This window comes from Paenibacillus sp. UNC217MF (assembly GCF_000686865.1).
GTDB lineage: Bacteria > Bacillota > Bacilli > Paenibacillales > Paenibacillaceae > Paenibacillus_B > Paenibacillus_B suaedae.
Map to the genome: position 1 here is coordinate 235207 of NZ_KK366027.1, position 20952 is coordinate 256158.

The 20952-nt window shown below is 48.4% G+C and carries 6 protein-coding genes; 4 read left to right on the plus strand and 2 right to left on the minus strand.

Going from position 1 to position 20952, the window contains the following annotated elements:
- Positions 1-185 precede the first annotated feature (185 nt).
- Positions 186-5627, minus strand: a complete 5442-nt coding sequence (locus tag BP95_RS30715; protein WP_051614120.1) for a non-ribosomal peptide synthetase — start codon at positions 5625-5627, stop codon at positions 186-188.
- A complete protein-coding gene (locus tag BP95_RS30720) occupies positions 5624-15577 on the minus strand; it encodes a hybrid non-ribosomal peptide synthetase/type I polyketide synthase (RefSeq protein ID WP_051614121.1) in 9954 nt (3317 codons plus the stop codon). The genes BP95_RS30715 and BP95_RS30720 overlap by 4 nt, the downstream gene beginning before the upstream one ends.
- A 315-nt stretch (positions 15578-15892) precedes the next feature.
- Between BP95_RS30720 and BP95_RS0117160 the strand changes: the two genes are divergently transcribed.
- The 4 genes from BP95_RS0117160 (at position 15893) to BP95_RS0117175 (ending at position 20930) form a co-directional block, all read left to right on the plus strand.
- Complete coding sequence (locus BP95_RS0117160; protein ID WP_028532813.1) at positions 15893-16576, plus strand: response regulator transcription factor; 684 nt, start codon at positions 15893-15895, stop codon at positions 16574-16576.
- Positions 16577-17578, plus strand: a complete 1002-nt coding sequence (locus BP95_RS0117165; protein WP_028532814.1) for a sensor histidine kinase — start codon at positions 16577-16579, stop codon at positions 17576-17578.
- Positions 17579-17673: 95 nt separating this feature from the next.
- On the plus strand, positions 17674-18357 hold the full coding sequence (locus tag BP95_RS0117170) for an ABC transporter ATP-binding protein (protein ID WP_028532815.1): 684 nt from the start codon (positions 17674-17676) through the stop codon (positions 18355-18357).
- A complete protein-coding gene (locus BP95_RS0117175) occupies positions 18354-20930 on the plus strand; it encodes an ABC transporter permease (protein WP_028532816.1) in 2577 nt (858 codons plus the stop codon). The genes BP95_RS0117170 and BP95_RS0117175 overlap by 4 nt, the downstream gene beginning before the upstream one ends.
- Positions 20931-20952 lie beyond the last annotated feature (22 nt).

The following is a 20952-nucleotide window of genomic DNA, read 5'->3' on the forward strand; positions in this document are numbered from 1 at the left end:
ATTTTTATTCAACATACTTTATATATGCAGTGGCACGGCGTATACCGAAAGTTAAAAGTCGTTTCCTTGTCGTCGGAAGACTCGACTTTTTCTTTCTTCCTAATTTGACAGGTGTTAAACCAACGAAAAAAAGGAGAGTCTACTGAAAAAATTCAGCAAACTCCCCATGTTCCTCCATTCATGTTTTACTTGAGTAAAATAGATCCGGTATTGACGCATTCGATTTCTTCTCGAATTGCCGACAATAGCTGCTCCAGATGAGAGTGCAAGAAAAAATGTCCTCCCGGAAGCAGCTTGCTTGAAAAATCGGAATTGGTCAAGCTGCGCCAAGATGTCAGCGATTGTTCGGACAGAAATTCGTCGTCTTGTCCCCCTAATGCAACGATGGGACAAGGTATGGTGCCTTGTGTATATTCATAAGTCTCGCAGACCGAAAAGTCGGCTCTCAGAGAAGGGGACAGGAGTTCCAGCAATTCCTCATCATCAATTAGCTCTTCTGGTATTCCCCCGTTCAGTCGAAGCCGCTTGCGGAATTCTTCCTCGGGCAAACCATGAATGGGAGATACCGGACTCTGAACAAACGGGGCATTCAATCCCGCGACAATAAGCTTTAACGGAGGACGATTCAAGCTCCTCGATAATAAGATCGACAATTCATAGGCCAATAAGGCGCCCATGCTGTAACCAAACAGAATATACGGTTTGTCCAATAGGGGCCTCATCGCATGTGCGACTGCTTCCAGCAGCGGTGACATGCTTGTGTAGGCTGGTTCGCGCAATCGCGCGCCTCTGCCTGGATATTGAACTGCGCAAACTTCCGCGAACGCTGGCAAATAGTCATGCCATGCGCGGAAAATAGATGCGTTCCCTCCCGCATAAGGCAAACAAAACAGCCGTATTGCGTCTTTCTGATTCACCTTATTGCGAACGAACCATTTGCTGCTTGTATCAAGAACGCTCACATCGTTCATCTTCCGCTCGTTTACAGATGAATGGAATTTTGATTGCTGGCATAATCCGATCATGATTCGAAGCTCTCCTTCGAACCTTTGAGCCAGATTTTCGATCGTTTGCTTAGAATGCACATTTTCGCTGTATGACAAACTTATGTGCAGGCGGCCTGACGTCACCAATGCCGTCACGTCGACATAATGGGCCCGTTCGGAATCAGGCGCAAGATCCAGTCCTGCTGTATCCGCAACCAGCGTGAATAAAGCCCCCTTTTCCTTATTCCAATCAGCATTGAATTGCCCCAAGTAATTAAAGCTCATCATTGGTCGTGGAAGCTTGCGAAGCTGATTCGAAATACTGTCATCTTCAGTCATATAGCGCAGTAAGCCATAACCGATTCCGCGGGTTGGAATAACGTTCAGTCGCTCTTTTACCCCCTGGATGTCCGCGTATATATCCGCGCTATCTGTCACTTCAAGCATGACTGGATACATGTTCGTAAACCAACCTACTGTACGCGAGATATCAAGGTCAGTGAATAATTCTTCTCTGCCGTGCCCCTCCATATGGACATACATTTTCCTTTCTCCCGACCATCCAGAGACAGCGCGGCCGAGTGCGGCCAACAGAATAGCGTCAATTTGCGCGCCGAATGCTGATGGAGCCTCCTGCAGCAGAATCCGCGTTTCTTCAGAAGACAAATTCGATTCCGCAACTGCCAAACAGGCCGTCGTATTGGCACCGTCTGGGAAGTCGAGCGGAATTAGGGGATGGGGAGGACTGACTTGATGTAACCAGTATTCCAGCTCTGCCCGCAATTGATCCGTAGCGGAGTAGGCAGCAAGGCTGTGCGCCCAATCGCGATATGAAGCAGTTTTCGACGGCAAGCATATGGCTTCACGGTCTACTATTTGCTGACAAGCCGTGCTTAGATCATCCAGCAAAATGCGCCATGAAACACCATCTATCGCCAAATGATGAATAACCAAGGCCAGCTTTCCTGGCTGTCCGGTGTCATAGTCAAAATAGATGGCGCGCAGCAGTATGCCTTCGCTTAAGTCGAAGCCGGTTTGAGCCTCTATGATCGCGGCCGCAAAAGCATCTGCCTGCAGGTTTGCAGGCTGATCGCGAAGATCAATGAGCTTCAGAGGCGATTCGTCCGTATAAGCGGCATATGCCTGTTCCCAACCGGATCGGCCCATCGTAAATTGGAGACGCAGCGCATCATGATGTGCCACGAGATGGGCGATCGCTCTCTGCAGGACTTCATAGCTTATTCGGGAATTCACGGACAAAATCATGGACTGATTGAAATGCTCGGGAACGGACATCTCCTCGAATAACCAGCGCTGAATCGGTGTAAGCGGCAGCGAGCCCGTCACTTCTTGCTGCCCGATTTCATTTGGCTCGAGCGGCTTCAGAGCTTCTAACATGGGAGCCAGCTCCGCGATCGATTGATATTGAAACAGATATTTCGGCTTCATTTCCAGACCCAATTGACGTACTTTGCTTGTAATTTGAGTGCTTAAAATGGAGTCGCCGCCTAAGCTGAAATAATTATCATGGATGCTGACGAGTTCAATGCCAAGCACCTGAGACCAAATGTCAGCCAACTTTTTTTCGGTCGGCGTTCGGGGAGGCACATATTCTTCCTCCTTGTCCGTAAATTTCGGCGACGGCAACGCATTGCGATCCACTTTACCATTAGGAGTCAATGGGAGAGCATCCATAACGACGAAGGCGGCAGGAACCATATAATTCGGAAGCCGGGCCTGCACATGCAGCCGAAGCTCGCTAATATCCAATCCGTGAGTGATATCGGCTGACGGAATCACGTATGCAACCAGCCGCTTGTCTTCCGGCCCAGGCTCCTTTACGGAAACGATCGCCTGCTCAACAGCCGGATGCAGCGTAAGCGCCGCCTCGATTTCGCCGGGTTCAATGCGATATCCCCTTACTTTTATTTGATCGTCGGCACGCCCCATAAATTCAATGGATCCGTCCGGTAAATAACGAGCAAGATCGCCGGTTCGATACAATCGTTCCCCTGGAAGGGAAGGAACGTACCCGAACCGCTCAGCTGTAAGCTCGGGCCTTCTCAGATAACCGCGAGCTAGGCCGTGGCCTGCAATGTATAATTCGCCAACAACGCCGACAGGAACGGGATGGCGATGCCGATCCAGCAAATAAATTCTCATATTGGCGATCGGTCTTCCAATCGTCGGTGCTGTAAGCTCCGCGGAGGATCGTGATTTCACAGGCACGCGGCATGCCGTGGAGACTACTGTTCCTTCGCTCGGCCCGTAATGATTGAACAGGGCAAAAGGCAACGTCTCCGGCGGAAAATAACGCAGTCTGTCACCCCCGGTAAGCATGCACCTCAGCGAGCACTCGTCAGGCCAGGTCAGAGAGAGAACCGCCTCAGCCAGCGGCGTGGGCAAAAAGCTGACGGTAATGCGCTCATTCACGAGCCAATCCCGCAGGCGATCCGGATCCAAGCGGGTATCCTCGTCTGGAATATGAATTGAGGCGCCGCTGGCCAAATAAGGCCACAGCTCCCAGACGGAAGCGTCAAAAGCGGGGCCTGCCAGCCATGTCGCCCGATCGCAGTTGGATATGCGATACGCATTCTGATGCCAGGACACTAAATTGAGCAAGCTATGATGCTCGATTTCGACTCCCTTCGGGCGGCCCGTCGAACCGGAAGTGTAGACGACATAGGCTAAATTGCTGGACGCAGCGCCGCTGTCGGGAGGCGATTCATCGCCATCTTGCGGATTGGCGCCGATTCCGTCCAACGGAAGAACGGTCAAATTCGTGTGCCGAACCCGCTCTGCATGCCGCTTGTGAGTCAACAGAACATGAATTTGGGCATCTTCGATCATATAAGCGATCCGTTCGTCAGGGTACGCCGGATCGATCGGCACATAAGCCCCGCCGGATTTTAATATGGCGAGCAATCCGATAATTTGCTCGGCTGAACGGTCAGCCAGCAAGCCTACCAATACTTCTGGACCAATACCGAGCCGCTGTAGATGGCGGGCCATCCGATTCGCGCGAATGTTGACCTCCCGATAGGTGAACTTCTCGAACCCGAATGTCACCGCAATTGCATCTGGGAATAAGGAAGCTTGTTTCTCAACAATTTCATGGATGCACATATTGCCTAAATCAGCGGCTTCTGTCCGATTCCATGCCGATAGCAGAAGCTGCCGCTCGCATTCGCCCATTATCTCCAGACTGCTCAAGGACAAGTTGGGATTGAGCACGATGCTTTCCAATAGATGTTGGAGATGCTCCAGCATCCTCTCCACGGTCTGTGAATCGAAAAGATCCGTGTTGTACTCCAGCTCGGCAATGATTCCGTGATCCCTGACATGGCTCATCACCAGGGAAAGGTCATATTTTGACGTCTTGTTGACAATCGGTAATAGCTTTACCTTGAGACCGTCCGATTGCACCATACGCTGAAATGAATCGTCATTCATTGCGAACGTGACTTGGAATAACGGACTATGGCTCGTTACGCGATCAGGTTGCAGTGCCTGCACCAGTTGATCGAACGGAAGATCCTGATGCTCATATGCGCCCAGCACCTGTTTCTTGGTTTGCTGCATCAGCTCCCGGAATGTCGGGTTAGTGGACAGATCGCTTCTGATCACGAGCGTATTTACAAAAAAGCCGATCAATCCTTCTATTTCCGACACTCCACGATTGGCCATCGGAGTGCCAATGCAAAAGTCATGCTGTCCCGAATAGCGATAAAGCAAAGCTTGAAAAGCTGCCAACAAGGTCATAAACAATGTCGAGCCCTCTCGACGGCTCAATTGCAGGAGCGGTTGCACTACGGCTTCCGGTATGCACAATTGAGCGGTATCGCCCTGGAAAGTTTGTGTAGCGGATCGGGGACGATCCGTGGGCAGCTCTAACGCCGAAGGAGCATGATGCAGGGTGTCCAGCCAATAGTGCAGTTGCTTATCCAATTCTTCTTCCGTTAACCATTTGCGCTGCCAGATTGCATAATCCGCATACTGGAAGGGGAGCTCGGGCAGGGGAGACGGCTTTCCCTGCGAATAGCAGGAATAGAGCGTTAGCAGCTCCTGTTGAAATACGCCCAGAGACCAACCATCAAACACGATATGATGGAAGGCAAACAGGAGAAAATTCTCCTGTTTGCCGGTTTTGATGAGCAAGCTCCGGCACGGATGCCCATGCTCCAAGTCGAACGGCTTGGCTGCCTCTTCATCGATGATGTGGCGAGCTTCCAGGTATTTGTCCTCGACGCGTTCATCTGCGAACAAATCGATTTCTTTCATTGGTTGAACGGTGTCGATCGGCTCAATGATTTGTACTGGCGCATTTTCCATTGTTGAAAAACGCGTTCTCAATGATTCGTGGCGGCGGATGACTTCGATCCACGCCCGCTGTAAGGCATGTATGTCCAACTCTCCGATAAATTCGAACGCTAACGGAATATGATAATGATTCATGCCCGGTTCAAGCTGATGAAGCAGCCATAATCGTTGTTGAGCAAATGACATAACGGATCCCGCCAGCTTCCTTGACTGGGGCTTTATGGGTGGTTTGCGAGGTGCCTTGTCTTTGGCAAGCCGGGCTGCCAACATTCTTTGCTGCTCAGGAGTTAACGAGGCCAAACGATCCCGCAAATCCGTCATACCCATGCATCCTCCTTATGGGGCAGTTCGCGCATAACAGCTTCTCGTTCTTCTTCTGGCAATTTTTCCAGCTCGGTCAGCAGTTCGGATAGGAGAACGGGATCCATTTCTGTTTCCGATTCCATTTCCGTCATTCCCATGTCTTCAAGCTTGGCGGTTAAAGCCGCAACAGTCGGCGCATCGAACAGGGCATGTAAAGGGAGCTCTGCTTGGAACGCTTCCCGAATGCGGGAGAGAAGCCGGGTAGCGAGCAAAGAATGGCCTCCAAGCTCGAAAAAGTTATCCTCCACGCCCACTTCTTTTACCCCGAGCACATCTGCCCAGATGGCGGCCATTTTCATTTCGGCTGGATTGCGCGGCGCCACATAGGTCGGCTGCAGATCCGTTCTTTCGTAACCAGGCTTCGGAAGCGAATCGCGATCAATTTTCCCGTTATTCGTAAGAGGCATCGATTGCAGCCACATAAAGAGGGAAGGGATCATGTAATCTGGAAGCCTGCTTTCGAGATGCGCTCGCAGCACCGGCATAATATCGCCCGATTGATCCGTTTCCACGTAGGCAATCAGACGCTTGTCTCCATGTGGATCAACGTCCGCAATAACGAGAGCTTCCCTTACAGACGGATGTTCCTTCAGCGCAGCCTCGATTTCCCCCAATTCGATGCGATATCCCCGTATTTTCACCTGATGATCCGCACGTCCTACATATTCGAGTTCGCCGTTATGCCGAATGCGGGCCAGGTCGCCGCTTTTGTACAGGCGTGCCTCAGGATCATTAGCGAACGGATCGAGCACGAAGCGCTCGCTATTTAATTCGGCCCGGTTCAAGTACCCTTTAGCGACTCCGGGGCCTCCTACGTACATTTCGCCAGTCACACCAGGAGGAACGGGCTGGATATGACGGTTAAGGACATACACCTTCGTGTCCGGAAATGGAATTCCGATCAAGCTTCCCGTGTCCTGCCCGATATCCTCAGTGGTTATTCGGCGGTAAGTAGAAACTACCGTCGTTTCCGTGATTCCGTACATATTGATAAATTGAGGTGAACGATCACCGTGTCGATCGATCCAAGGCTTTAATGACTGAAAATCCAGCGTCTCTCCGCCAAAATTAATATAACGCAGGCTTAATTTTGACGAGTCTTGTGATTCCTCATATTGTGCCAATGGCCGAAATGCCGACGGCGTCTGGTTGAGGACGGTAACCTTGTGCTGCTCCAGCAAGTGATACAGGTTCTCCGGTGAACGACTCGTCAGATGGGGCACGACCACCAACCGTCCGCCATAGAACCAGGCGCCCCACATTTCCCATACGGAAAAGTCGAAGGAATAGGAGTGAAACAGTGCCCAGACATCGTCTTCATGAAAACCGAAAATGGATTCGGTAGACGTAAACAGCCGGACGACATTCTCATGCGAGATCATTACGCCCTTCGGCTTCCCGGTGGAACCGGAGGTGTAAATCACGTAAGCAAGATTGGTGGAAGTCAGCTCCACGTTCAAATCTTCGCCGTATAGCTTCTCTATCGTATCTCGCTCTTCATCCAGGCACACCGTTGCGAGCTCATGCTGCGGCAAGGAGCGCAAGAGATGAGACTGGGTAAGAAGAATGGCCGGAGCCGCGTCATCCATCACATAACGGATGCGTTCCGCAGGGTATGCGGGGTCAATCGGCACATAAGCAGCGCCCGCTTTGAGCACGCCGAGAATGCCGACGAGCATGTCCAAGGAACGCTCGACCAATATCGCTACCAGCACGCCTGACCCTGCCCCCATCATGCGCAAATGACGCGCAAGACGATTGGCTCTCTCATTTAGTTCGCCGTAGGTCAGTTGTTGTTCATCATATACAGCGGCAACGGCATCGGGCCTGTGCCGGGCCTGCTCCTCAAATACTTCATGAAGACAGCGATGATCGCACAGAAGATTCGCAGGCTCTCCAGCAAAAAGCAACCGTTCCCGCTCTGCATCGTTAAGGAGAGGAAGCAAAGCGATTGGCGACTTTTCGGCAGACGGTTCAATAATGGCCTGCAAAATATTTTCGTAATAAGTTAAAAATCGTTCGATCGTATCCTTCCGGAACAGATTCGAATTATAAGTCAGATCCAAAAGAATATTTCGGTTGAATTCCATAACATTGAAACTGAGCTCATATTTCGTTGCCGTAATCGGAGTAGGGATGGTATCGACTTCAATATTGCCAGCGTCCGGGATATTGACTCTTCGCTCATAGTTAAAAACAACTTCAAGTGGCGATAGACGATGAGAGGCATCGGGATTTCGAAATACGCTGCTGAATGAAAACTCGCCGTGCTCCTGGGCCTCCAAAACAGAAGTCTTCACCTGGCTTAGCAAACGCGTAAACTCAGCGTGCTCATCCATTTCGATAGTTATCGGCAATAATGTGATCGCATATCCAACATAGCTGGAGCCGCCTGGAAGAGAGCGCTGGGCAAAAGGCACCCCGACGGTCAGCTCCGTCTGATGCGTCAAACGATTGAGAAGCAGGGCATAGGCACTTAAAAATGTAACAAAAGGAGTGACCTTATTGCGCTGTGAAAAGCGGTTCACTCGTTCGGCAAGCATAGGATTGACCATTTGCCGAACAATGTCGCCATTATAGGTTTTTTTGTGCGGACGCCTCATATCGAGCGGCAAATCCAGGGTCGTATTGCTGCCTGTTTTGTTCAACCAATACAGGTTATTGGCTTGACGCTCCTCATTGGATTCCAGCTCCGCCTTCCAGTCCATGTAGCTTCTTAATTGTAAAGGCTCTGGAAAATGAATGGGCATGCCTTTCAACAATAAGGAATAGGCGGCGAACATTTCTTCAAGAATAATTCCAATAGAGTATCCGTCTACGAGAACGTGACTTGCAGTAAATACGAGATAATGCCTGTCGGTCGTTAATTTGAGCAGCGTGCAGCGATATAAGCTCCCTGATGCAAGAGGGCGCTCCGTCTCATCGCGAATCCATTCTATTGCAGCAGATTCCGGACTCGAATCAGTTGCGGAGCTCAAATCCAGCATCGGCATATCGATGCGAACCGTCCCCCGAATCGGTATCATATTGCCTTGATGATCGAATGTCACCCGCAAGGAATCGTGCCGCGCCACAACACTGTTCATTGCCTCTGTTAATAATGAATGGCGTAGCGTGCCTTTAAGGGAAAGAACTACGGTTTCATTGCATGCGATGGCTGCCTGATCGCCTAGCTGCGAAAGCACCCATAACTCCCTCTGATCCTCGGATACGGGGATAAGTTCCTTATCGGAGGTCTGCTGTCCAGCCGCAATGCGGGCACCCGGAAACATTTGGGCGTCAATAAGCTCTGTCATCGTATCCTTGATAATCCCAATCAACTTACGGATGTCTTCGTCGGAATGCGCCGTCGACAGGAAGCAGTTGCGTCCTTCCCAGATATACACTCCCTTTTCCAGCAGGCCATAGAAGAATAGATCCATGTTCACTTGATAGACGAACCGGAAGAGGGAGCCGAAGTGAACCATCTTCATGGGAATATTCGCAGACTCGAAGAAATCGTTCAATTCGCGCACCAAATAGGCTGTCTTGGCATTGACGTTCTCCTGCAATTCCGGGCCGAACTCCAACAGATGAAGCAGAACGGCATGCGTGCAGGCCATCGTAATGGGATGCTTGCAGAACGTGCCTGCGATTATGGTTGTTTCAGCTTGCGGGTAAGAGCGGTCACCAAAATTCCATTGCCCTCCATCCACGGCATCCAAGAACTTCGCGCTGCCGGCCACTACTCCAATGTGCATGCCTCCGCCAAGGACTTTCCCGTAAACGCACATATCCGGTCGAATCCCGGATATGCCCTGGAACCCGGCAGGATGAACTCGGAAGCCGGTAATCACTTCATCAAATATCAGCGCCGTATTGTTGCTCCGCGTAATTTCGCGAAGATCTTCCAAAAATGCGATAGGAACGAGGTCAGGACGACGGCTTTGTACAGGCTCGACCAGTACTGCTGCCAGCTCACCCGACATGGATCGTATAATCTCCAGCGATTGTGGATTATTATATTCGAGAATCATGACGTCTTCCGTAATCCCGGCAGGAATGCCTGGCGCCATAGGGGAAGCTCCGTTTGAACCGGGGCGATTGAACATGCTGGCCAGTACGCCGTCATACGTGCCGTGATATGACCCTGCGAACATGGCAATCTTATTCTTGCCGGTTACGGCGCGCGCAAGCCTGAGGGCAGCCATTACCGCTTCCGTCCCTGAATTACAGAAGGTGCTTCTGTCCATGCCGGTAATCTGGTGAATGAGGTCGGCTACTTCCCCTGCGACGCCGGATTGCGGGCCTAGAGCATAGCCGTTTTGAAGCTCTGCTTTAATAGCTTCGTCGATAAACTCAGGCGCGTGACCGAAAAAATTCACGCCGAAGCCCATCGTTAAATCGATATATTCATTTCCGTCCTTATCCCAAAAACGCGAACCTTTTGCATGATCGACAACGGGCAAATAATGAACTTCTTTCGTTGAAAACCGGAAACCAGATGCACCGCGATAATCGGCGAACACGGGGCGATGCTTGGCTATCCACTCTTTCGATTTTTTTGTTTTATCGGCCAATCGTGCCACGACCGCTCTGGCATATTGTTCTTGCATACCAGTTACGCTTTCTTCTTTCTGATCCTGCCATCTTTGATAGGGAACCCAGGTTTTTTCAGAGATTGTCGGAAGTGAAGGCGCGGCAGGAGATTCCGGTCGGATCGCCATTGTACTAGGATGAAGAACAGTCGATCCATTCTGCGAATGGTTGATTGCCGTTGTATTAGGATGAACAGCCGTTCCATTCAGTGGTTGATTGTGGATGAAGGATAATTGATGTTGGATGACACGTTCCATGGAAGCCAGTTGTTCGCTCATGAAACCAAGCAGCCCCGATTCGCTGCGCATCGAATTGGAGAGTGCTAGGGATGGTTGATTGACGACTGTCGAATTGAAGAGTGCCGGGGATGGCGAATCAACGGCTGTCGGGATCGGCAGCTCTTCGGTCAGCGCTGGCGGTTCTTCATGCGGCATAACCGATTCGATGGCTGCGCATAGCTTGGAAATGCTCGTGATTTCGGTGAAAAAATCTCGCGCCGAAAAGGTTACTCCGTATTTATTCTTTACTTTTTGAATCACGTCCATCAAAATGAGCGAATCAGCGCCCATTTCCAATAAAGGCAGGTTCTCATCGATTCTTGCCACGTCTTGATTCAGCAACTGGGCGAATATTCCCTTGATCTCCATCATAATAGAAGTTCTGATATTGCTATCTTGGGTTGTTTTCACCAACTTTTCCTCCTTTGGCGATTCCGGATTCATATGACCGCCTTGCCAGCATTTTGTATAAGCAAACGGATAGTTCGGCAATTGCGCGCATTCATGAGTGTCCAATTGGTAGAGTGCCTCGAACTGGACTTGTCCGCCGGCGACGTACAGATTGCCCACAGCTTCGAGCAGCGAATATTCGTCATCCCTTCCTTTTAGGAGAGAAGGAATCCATTTATAGGCACCATTATTGAATTCTCGCTGTCCAATCCGTGACAGTACGGCATGAGCACCGATTTCCAAAAAGATATTGCACCCGTCATTTACCAATGTATATAAAGAGTCTTTGAACCGAACAGCTTCCCGCGTATGCCTGATCCAATACTCGGCGGTAATTGACCCGATGAAATCGCCGGTTACGTTAGAGACAAGCGGAATTTGGGGAGGATTGAATTTTAATCGTTTTATGATATCGTAATAGTCTTGCAACATAGGCTCGACTAATTGCGAATGAAATCCATAGTTTACCTCAAGCGTTACGGAATGAACGCCTGCCCGTTGCAGGTGGTTCGTAGCTTCAGCCACATCGTCCGGGGCGCCTGCAATGACAAAGTTATTGCTGCTATTAATGGCGGAGATTTCTACGTTCGAATGGGCGTGAAGCACGCTTACCAGTTCATCCATATCTCCCATGATTGCCGCCATTGCTCCAGGATCGCACTTTTGTGTCATGAGCTTTCCTCGCTCGGCAACTACGGCCAAAGCATCATCAAGAGAAAATACCCCTGCAATGCATGCTGCCACATATTCGCCCACACTATGTCCGACAACCGCAGCAGGTTCGATTCCAAGCGATAGCCATACTTGTGCTAGAGAGTACTCGATCGCGAAAAGAGCGCACTGCGTGTAGTCTGTACGGTGAAGGAGAGCTGACGCAGAATTATTTTCTATATCATAAATGACATCCAGTATAGAATGATCCAAACGATCCTTTACTAAATCGGCGCATCGATTCATGTTCGTGCGAAACACTTCTGAGCTTGCATACAAGCCGCGCGCCATATTAACATATTGGCTTCCTTGTCCCGTAAACATAAAGACGATTTTGGGAGAGTGGACGAGACTGCCTGCAATGCCGTTGACCCCGCGAGCGGAGAAGCTCTGGACTTTCTCATGTATCTCTTCAAGTGAGTCGCCAACGAATGATGCCCTGTGTAGAAATGCCGTTCGGCGGGTATTGGCCGTTCCGCATATGGCTCCTAATTGCTCCGAGGATGCATGTTGTAAATAGGAATCGTACGTGGAAGCGAGTCTAACTAATCCGTCCGTGGTAGGGGATGATAATGTCAATAGATGCGCTCTCGATCCCATGGCATTGTTAGCTCGTTTATCGGCACGGGATGGTGCCTCCTGCACAATAACGTGGGCATTCGTTCCGCCAAATCCGAACGAGCTTACCCCGGCTGCTTTTACAGGTTTGATCCAGCTTTCCGTCTCAACAGGGATGCGGAGGCGGGAACGATCGAGACTTATGTATCGATTTAGCTTGGTCATGTGCAAATGGGCAGGAATTTCGCCGTGCTGAATCGCCAGCACCGTTTTGATAAGTCCGGCAATGCCAGCAGCCGCTTCGAGATGTCCGATATTCGTTTTGACGGAACCGAGATAGCAGATGTCGTCGTCTTTGATCCCTGCCGACGGACAACCATAAATCTCTTTAATTGCCTCAGCTTCGATGGGATCGCCCAGAGGCGTACCGGTGCCATGAGCCTCTACATAGCCGATGTCCGCAGGCTTCAGCTGAGCCTGCTCGATCGCTCTGCGTATCACTTGTCTTTGCGCAATCCCGTTAGGCGCGGTTAAGCCATTGCTGCGACCGTCTTGATTAACGGCCGTTCCTTTAATGACTGCATGAATCCGGTCACCATCCGCAATCGCATCCTTTAAGCGCTTCAAGATAACGACCCCGCAGCCTTCTCCGCGGACATAACCATTGGCCCTGTCGTCGAACGTCTTGCATGTTCCATCCTCAGACAGCATTTTGGCTTCCTGCAAGCCTTCCGTGATGCTGGCGGAAAGCAATAGATTTACCCCGCCGGCTACAGCCGCATCGCATTCTCCGTTGAGCAGACTTTGACATGCATAATGAAGGGCTACTAATGACGACGAACAAGCAGAATCGATACACATGCTTGGACCTCGGAAATCATAAAAATACGAAATCCGATTGGCGATTATGCTCAGCGCACCACCTGACACTTGATACGGCTCGGACTCATTCGTTTTGCTTGGTTTTGGCAAATAGATATAATCGGTTGCGCTGGCCCCTATAAATACGCCTGTGCCGCCGCCCTTGAGATGAGCGGGGTTGATGTTGGCATTTTCGAATGCTCTCCATGTCACCTCCAGCAACAGCCGTTGTTGGGGATCCATGCTTGCCGCCTCTCTAGGGGAGATGGCGAAGAATTCACTGTCGAATTGATCGATGCCTTCCAGAAATCCGCCGAACATATGAAAATCGGGATTTATGCCGCATAGCGCTTTCCTTTTGTCGTCGATGTCGGATATCGCGTTTTTTCCGCCCTTCAAAAGTTCCCAATATGCCGCGATGCCGTCCGCCCCAGGAAATTTCCCTTCCATGCCGACGATAGCGATTGAATCATCAATCGAGCCGCGATCTGCATCAGGCTCTTGGACGGAAGGCTGACTTGCAATAGAGTCTAGGTAATGCGCAAGCTTATTTGGCGTCGGATAGTCCCAGATCAAGGCCGGGGACAGCGCCATGCCCAACCGGTCGGCAACATGATCGATCATTCTGACCGCCTCTAACGAATCCAGGCCGAATCTGACAAAGGATTCATGTTCATTCAGATTGGTCTTGGCATTGCAATGATGATGCAAATAGGACATGATCATTTCTAGGCTTGAAGATTTTCGCTCCGTGGAAACAGGGGCAGGACTGATGTTGTCGCTTTCCTTCGCCTGCGAAGCGGCATAATTCTGTGCCAACTTGTATCTTTGCACTTTACCGCTTGTCGTTTTCGGCATTTGCCGAATCGGTATTACCTTTGCGATTTTCCAGCCTCCGCGCTGGAATAAATGGTCTTCTAAGCTTTCGGACAGCGAGGCGAAGTGAGCATCATTTTTTTTGCTAACGACAAATACGACGATATCATCCTCGCCTCTCTCTTTGTTGTATACGCCGCAGGCAGCGATCTTACCTAATTCAACGCCCTCGACTTCTTCCGCTGTCCGTTCAATATCATGCGGATAAATGTTTTGGCCGTTCACAATAATCATGTCTTTGAAACGCCCTGTCATAACTAGACTTCCATCGATGAAAAAGCCTAAATCTCCCGTTCTGACCCATTGATCCGCCGTGAACATGTCGGCAGTAGTCTCTCGGTTATTGTAATAACCGGCAGTTACATTTTTTCCTTGTATTTGAATATGGCCGATTACCTTATCCGGCAAAATGCGATCATGATCGTCGCAGATTCGGATCGCACAGTCATCAATTGCATGTCCAACTTCGACAAAGGTAAGAGTATGTTCAGTGGATCTGTCCGAAATGACAATCTCTTGGCCAATGTTTAATAAGCTGCGATCCAGGTGAATCGGCACAAACTCAGTTTTGCCATCAGTGAGGGAGACGGCAACAGTTGCCTCGGCTAGGCCATAAGCTGGCCTTATGCTTGTCCGCTGTAATCCATATGGAGCCATCTTATCCAAAAACTCATTGCAAAGCTCTGACGAAATGGGTTCGGCACCATTTACAATAATTCGTAGTCTAGATAAATCCCAATCGGCGGCAATCTCAGGCTTGAACATTTTCAGAAAGTATTTGTAGCCGAAATTTGGGGAAGAAGTGATGGTAATATTGTGGTCGTTTATTTTTTTGAACCAAAGCGTCGGTCTGCGTATAAACACGGATGTTGGCATGATGTATTGATTTACACCTTTGATGAGCGGGGTGATATGGAAGGAGATCAGCCCCATGTCATGAGTTAACGGCATCCATGACAAAAAGGAGTCGACATCCCTCGTTTCGAATCGATTATTGATCGCACGCGTGTTGGAGTATACATTTTCATGCGTCACAATGACTCCTTTTGGATTGCCCGTTGAACCGGAAGAGAACTGAATGAAAGCAATCGTACGGGACGAACCTTGATGAATCGTTCCGTGGGCGGGGAGGGAGCACTCCAACGCTTCCAGATACACGGTCTTATCGGCTATCATGTCCATGTCGTGCAATGTTTGTCGGTTATCGGAGGCGTGCGCGCGCAATCTTTCCATTATAGGCGGCGAAGTTGCAAGGTAAGGGTTTTGGAGTGTACCCCAGATTTTAAAAAACTTGTTTTTGTGCTCCGCATTGCTGCCGACCGAGACGGGTACGGCAATGATTCCGCCTAGTATGCAGGCCCAGAACAAAAAAATAAAGTGCTCCGATTCGTCATCGTTCAATTGAAATACAAGCTCGTCGCCGGCACGAATGCCGTGAGCTTGCAAGGTATGCAAATACATAAGGGCATTATCAAAGACTTGCTTGTAACTGTAAAACCGTTCTTGCCGATCTCCTGTAATGAGCGTTACTCCATGTACATGGTTCTCGCGGACATCTCTTACTGCCTGAATAAGCGCAGATTCGGATTCGTTCATTGATTATCCTCCTTTGTGAAAATGAAAGGGAATTGTGCGACGACGGCAATCTTTAATTCTCAGTAAATAGAATGTAAACCATGAAATGGTTCCCTGTTATTTACAACCCTTATTCTAGTTTATGATACAAAAAATGTATATCGATGATTTTGTCGCAATTTGGTTTTTTATGTCATAAATAATATATATTTTTATAATGTATGATAAATCTTATTGATTACGCATAAAACCTCTTCCCATCAGAAAATGATAGAGTATATAATGTCGACACGAAGATGAAAGAATGAATTCAGTCATAGAGTAGGGGAACTAGTGATGAAGATATTAGTTGTAGAAGACGATAAAACGATCGCGTCCGGATTGGAATATTCACTACAGCAGGATCAATTTGATACCCTGTTGTGCCATGATGTCGCATCAGCTAAGAAAATGCTCACTGAAAACATTGATCAATTTGCGTTATGTCTGTTCGATTTGTCGCTTCCAGATGGAAGCGGGTATGAACTGTGTAAAATGGTGAAGGAGCGGCAAGATATTCCGGTTATCTTCTTAACCGCGATTGACGATGAGGTCAACGTCGTCATGGGTCTGGATATGGGGGCCGATGATTATATTACGAAGCCTTTTCGAGTTCGCGAACTACTGTCACGGATCAAGTCGGTGTTGCGGAGATACCATAAACCATCGCAGGCAAAAACAATCATTGATATCGGGAATGTGCGTATCAATACGCTGGAAGGCAAAGTGTACAAAGATCGGGCTGAAATCCTATTGACCGCATTAGAATACCGTTTGTTGCTGATCTTTGCCAATCATATTGGGCAGATTCTCACAAGAAATCAGCTGTTGGAGCAGATATGGGATGTTGCCGGCGAATTCGTGAACGATAATACGCTAACCGTGTATATCAAGAGGCTGCGGGAAAAGCTGGAGGATGATCCACAGCATCCGACAATGATTATAACGATCCGTGGATTCGGCTACAAGGTGGGTGATTAGATGCTCCGCAATCGAGAAATACAAATCCTATTGACAGTTATGGTCACAATCAGTGCAGCAGCGATCACCATCGCTGCTTTTATATCACCTGCTGCATTGGCACTTGTTGTTATCCTGTCGCTTCTACTTATAGGAAGCTGCTTGGTCTTTACGAGATGGAGATATCGAGAACTTGAGAAACTTTCCGTTTATTTGCGTGAAATCAGCAGCGGCAATGATTCGCTCGACGTACGTGATAACCAAGAAGGCGAACTCAGCATTTTGAAGAACGATATATACAAAGTGACACTTATGTTATCCGAGCAGCGCTCGCTGCTGCAGCGGGACAAAATGCAATTGACGGACGCCATTTCGGATATCTCGCATCAGCTCAAGACGCCGCTTACTTCCATGACGGTAATGGCGGATTTGTTAAGCAGCGCTGGTCTGCCGCCAGTCAAAAGAATGGAATTCACCCACAACATTCGAATTCAACTGGAGCGAATCGATTGGCTGGTGTCATCTCTCTTAAAGCTATCGAAAATGGATGCCAAAACGATTCCATTTAAAAAACAGCCAATATTGGTCAAACAGCTTATCCAGAAGGCATTAGAACCAGTCCTTATCCCGATGGATATTAAGGAACAGACAGTATCAATCAACGGAGATGACACCGTCTCATTTATTGGTGACTTCAATTGGACATGTGAAGCCCTTATCAATATTTTGAAAAATGGCATCGAGCATACGCAGGAAGGCGGAGCAATCGCCATATCATTTTCAGAAAATGCGCTGTTCACGGAAATTGTCATTGCCGACAGCGGCAAGGGCATACCAAAAGAAGATTTGCCGTACATTTTTAAACGGTTTTATAAAGGGAAGCATGCTAGCGAGGGGAGTATCGGCATCGGTCTGGCAATGGCTCATAGTATTATCGCAAGTCAGAGCGGAGTAATCGATGTGAGGAGCGACGGCAAAAAAGGAACCGAGTTTCGGATTAAATTATATAAGCAAGTCATTTAACCGAAAGTGACTAAATCGTCACTTTCACAGTCACTGGAGAGTCATGTTGGACAGATAGAATGATATCCATCAGCAAAGCTATGGAGGTTAAACACATGGACATTTTACGAATTGAACATCTGTCTAAACAATATGGGAAAGGTGAATCGGCGGTAACAGCACTTGATGATGTATCTTTTTCTGTTCGAAAAGGGGAATTCGTCGCAATTATTGGGCCCTCTGGGTCGGGGAAATCAACACTTCTACATATGCTGGGGGGTGTGGATCGGCCAACTAGCGGCAAAGTATTCGTTCAGGATACGGACATGTATGCCTTGGACGAAACGCAGCTGGCCATCTTTCGGCGGAGACAAATCGGGCTGATTTATCAGTTTTTCAATCTCATTCCCGTCCTGACCGTGGAAGAGAATATGACGCTGCCGCTTTTGCTGGATAAACAACAGGTGGATAAAAAGCAATTGGACGTGCTTGTAGGGACATTGAATTTGAAGCATCGGCTAAACCACCTGCCTAACCAGCTATCTGGCGGACAGCAGCAAAGGGTCTCGATCGGCAGAGCGCTCATTAGCAATCCTGCGATCATGCTTGCAGATGAGCCGACAGGGAATTTAGACAGCAAAAATAGCAGTGAGATCGTTGACTTGTTAAAGATGTTAAATAAAACCTATCAACAGACGCTGATCGTGATAACACACGACGAGCGAATCGCCCTGCAGGCCGATAGGATTATTTCCATAGAAGACGGAAGGATTGCCAAGGACGAGGTGATCCGTCCATGAACATCGTCAATACACTTACGATCAGACATTTGAAGCAAAATAAAAGGCGCACGCTGGTTACGATCATAGGCGTCATCATTTCGGTTGCCATGGTGACGGCTACAGCAACGCTTGGCTTTTCTTTTTTGGATCTCATGAAAAGGCAAACCATCGCAGATAGTGGGGAGTGGCATGTCCTTTATAAAGATGTAAGCAAAGAACAGCTTGCAGCAATACAGAACGATGATGCAACCAAAGTCGTTACGATCACCAAAGACATCGGATATGCCCCGTTAATAGGGGCGGAGAATTCAAGTAAGCCCTATTTGTTTATCCAGGCTTATAATGCACAGGGTTTCACACATTTTCCTATTCAGTTGAGTAAGGGACGACTTCCTCAAACGGACAAGGAGGTCGTGATTTCGGAAGCCATAGTGAAGAACGCAAAGGTGAACTATGAAATCGACGACCACTTATCGCTGTCAGTCGGTGAACGATTCGAGAAGGGCAGCGATCAACCGCTGGATCAAACGAGTTCATTGAGTCGTGAAGATGGAAAATTGACTGAATCCTTGCAGAAAATTACGAATAAGGAATACACGGTGGTAGGCTTCATCAAACGTCCTGTCATGGAACCAGCATGGTCCCCAGGATATACCATCATTAGCTATATCGATGAAAACACTATAAAGGCAACGGATCGAGTCAATGCGGCAGTTGTCCTGAAAACCGTTGATCATTCCTTATACGATCATGCTAAACAGTTGGCGAAAAGCAACAACATCGATTCCGTCCAATACAATTACCGTTTACTTCGCTATTATGGCATATCGAAAAGCGAATTATTTTCCATATCGGCGATCATCATGGCAGTCATCATCATCGGCTCGATTTCGTTGATCTACAATGCGTTTGCGATATCTGTCTCGGAGCGTTCCCGTCATCTAGGGATGCTTGCAAGCGTCGGGGCTACCAAGCGTCAGAAGCGGAATTCGGTGTTCTTCGAAGGTGTCATCATAGGTGTAATTAGCATTCCCATCGGGATCCTGTGTGGTCTTGCCGGGATAGGGATTACCTTCTTGCTCATCAATCCCATTATCCAAGGGGCACTTGGGACTTCGGAAAAATTAACTCTCATCATCACTCCAATGTCGCTCCTGATTGCCTGTGTGGTTTCGATGTTAACGATTTTCATTTCGACATTTATCCCGGCGATAAAAGCTTCCAAAATTTCTGCTATTGACGCAATTCGCCAAACTTCCGATGTGAAGCTTACAAGGAGAGCCGTGAAAACGTCGAAGCTCATGCGCAAGCTATTCGGCATCGAAGCCGAAATCGGATTGAAAAATATAAAACGAAATAAACGGAGATACCATGCCACTGTATTTTCACTCGTAATCAGCATCGTCCTGTTTTTAACGGTGTCATTTTATACCGATAATCTAAAGCAATCCCTGGCACTCTCACAGGAAGGTGTTAATTACGACATTCAAATCTGGTACAACAATGGGAAACAAATGGACGAGACGACGGTTCAATCGATTGTATCCCTTGACGATGTGAGCGAATACAATGTGACGAAAAGTTACATGGTCAACGCCTGGATCGAAGAAGCTGCAATCGCCGATGAGCTGCAAGAAGCGGTCAAGAAGGATCGGAGTGTACTGAAGGAAGGGAAATACCTTTACGACATAAAGATTAATGCCATGAACGACTCGAGCTTGCAAGCCTATGCCAAAGCGGTTGGCGCAAATGTCGAGCAGCTGTTGAATCCAGATCATCCCGCCGCGATCGTGGTGGATACGATTCAATATAAGGACGAGGCGACCAATAAATTTGTGCAAACGAAAGCTATTCATGCAAAAATCGGACAAAGTCTTCAGTTGAGCTATACAAGCGATGAAACAAATAAAGAAACAGATTTAAAAGAGGTAACCATTGCTGCGAAGACGGATCAATTGCCAATGGGGATGCGTTCGTCAGCAGTAGGCGAGTTAGATATTGTCGTATCCAAACATGTCTTGGAGCGACTCATAGACGAAAAGATTAAGGCTTATGGTCAGTCTCAATTATTTTTAAAAAGCAAAGATCCTTTGAAGACACAGCAAGAGATTGAAGAATTCGGAGATTCTAATCTGTCCTTTTTGAATGAATACAAGTCTAGAGTAATGGAAGAACAAGGGATTTTGATCATGTCCGTATTCTCGTATGGCTTTATTGTTTTGATTTCAGCTATTTCAATCGCGAACATCTTCAATACAATCTCGACGAGCATATCGCTTCGGAAGCGGGAATTCGCGATGCTGAAATCCGTTGGTATGACGCCTAAAGGCTTTGCGAAAATGATGAACTACGAGAGCATTTTTTATGGAGTGAAATCGCTCATGTTCGGCCTTCCTCTAAGCTTCGTCGTCATGTATCTCATTCATATGTCATCGTCGCGTCGATTTAGTTACGAATTTTCTCTTCCTTGGATGAGTATTCTCTTTGTAATTGCCGCCGTATTTGTCATCGTCGGTTCGGCCATGTTATATTCCAGTGCCAAGGTAAAGAAGGAGAACATTATCGATGCGTTGAAGCAGGAAAATATATAAGATCCCGAACAACCCAAAAATA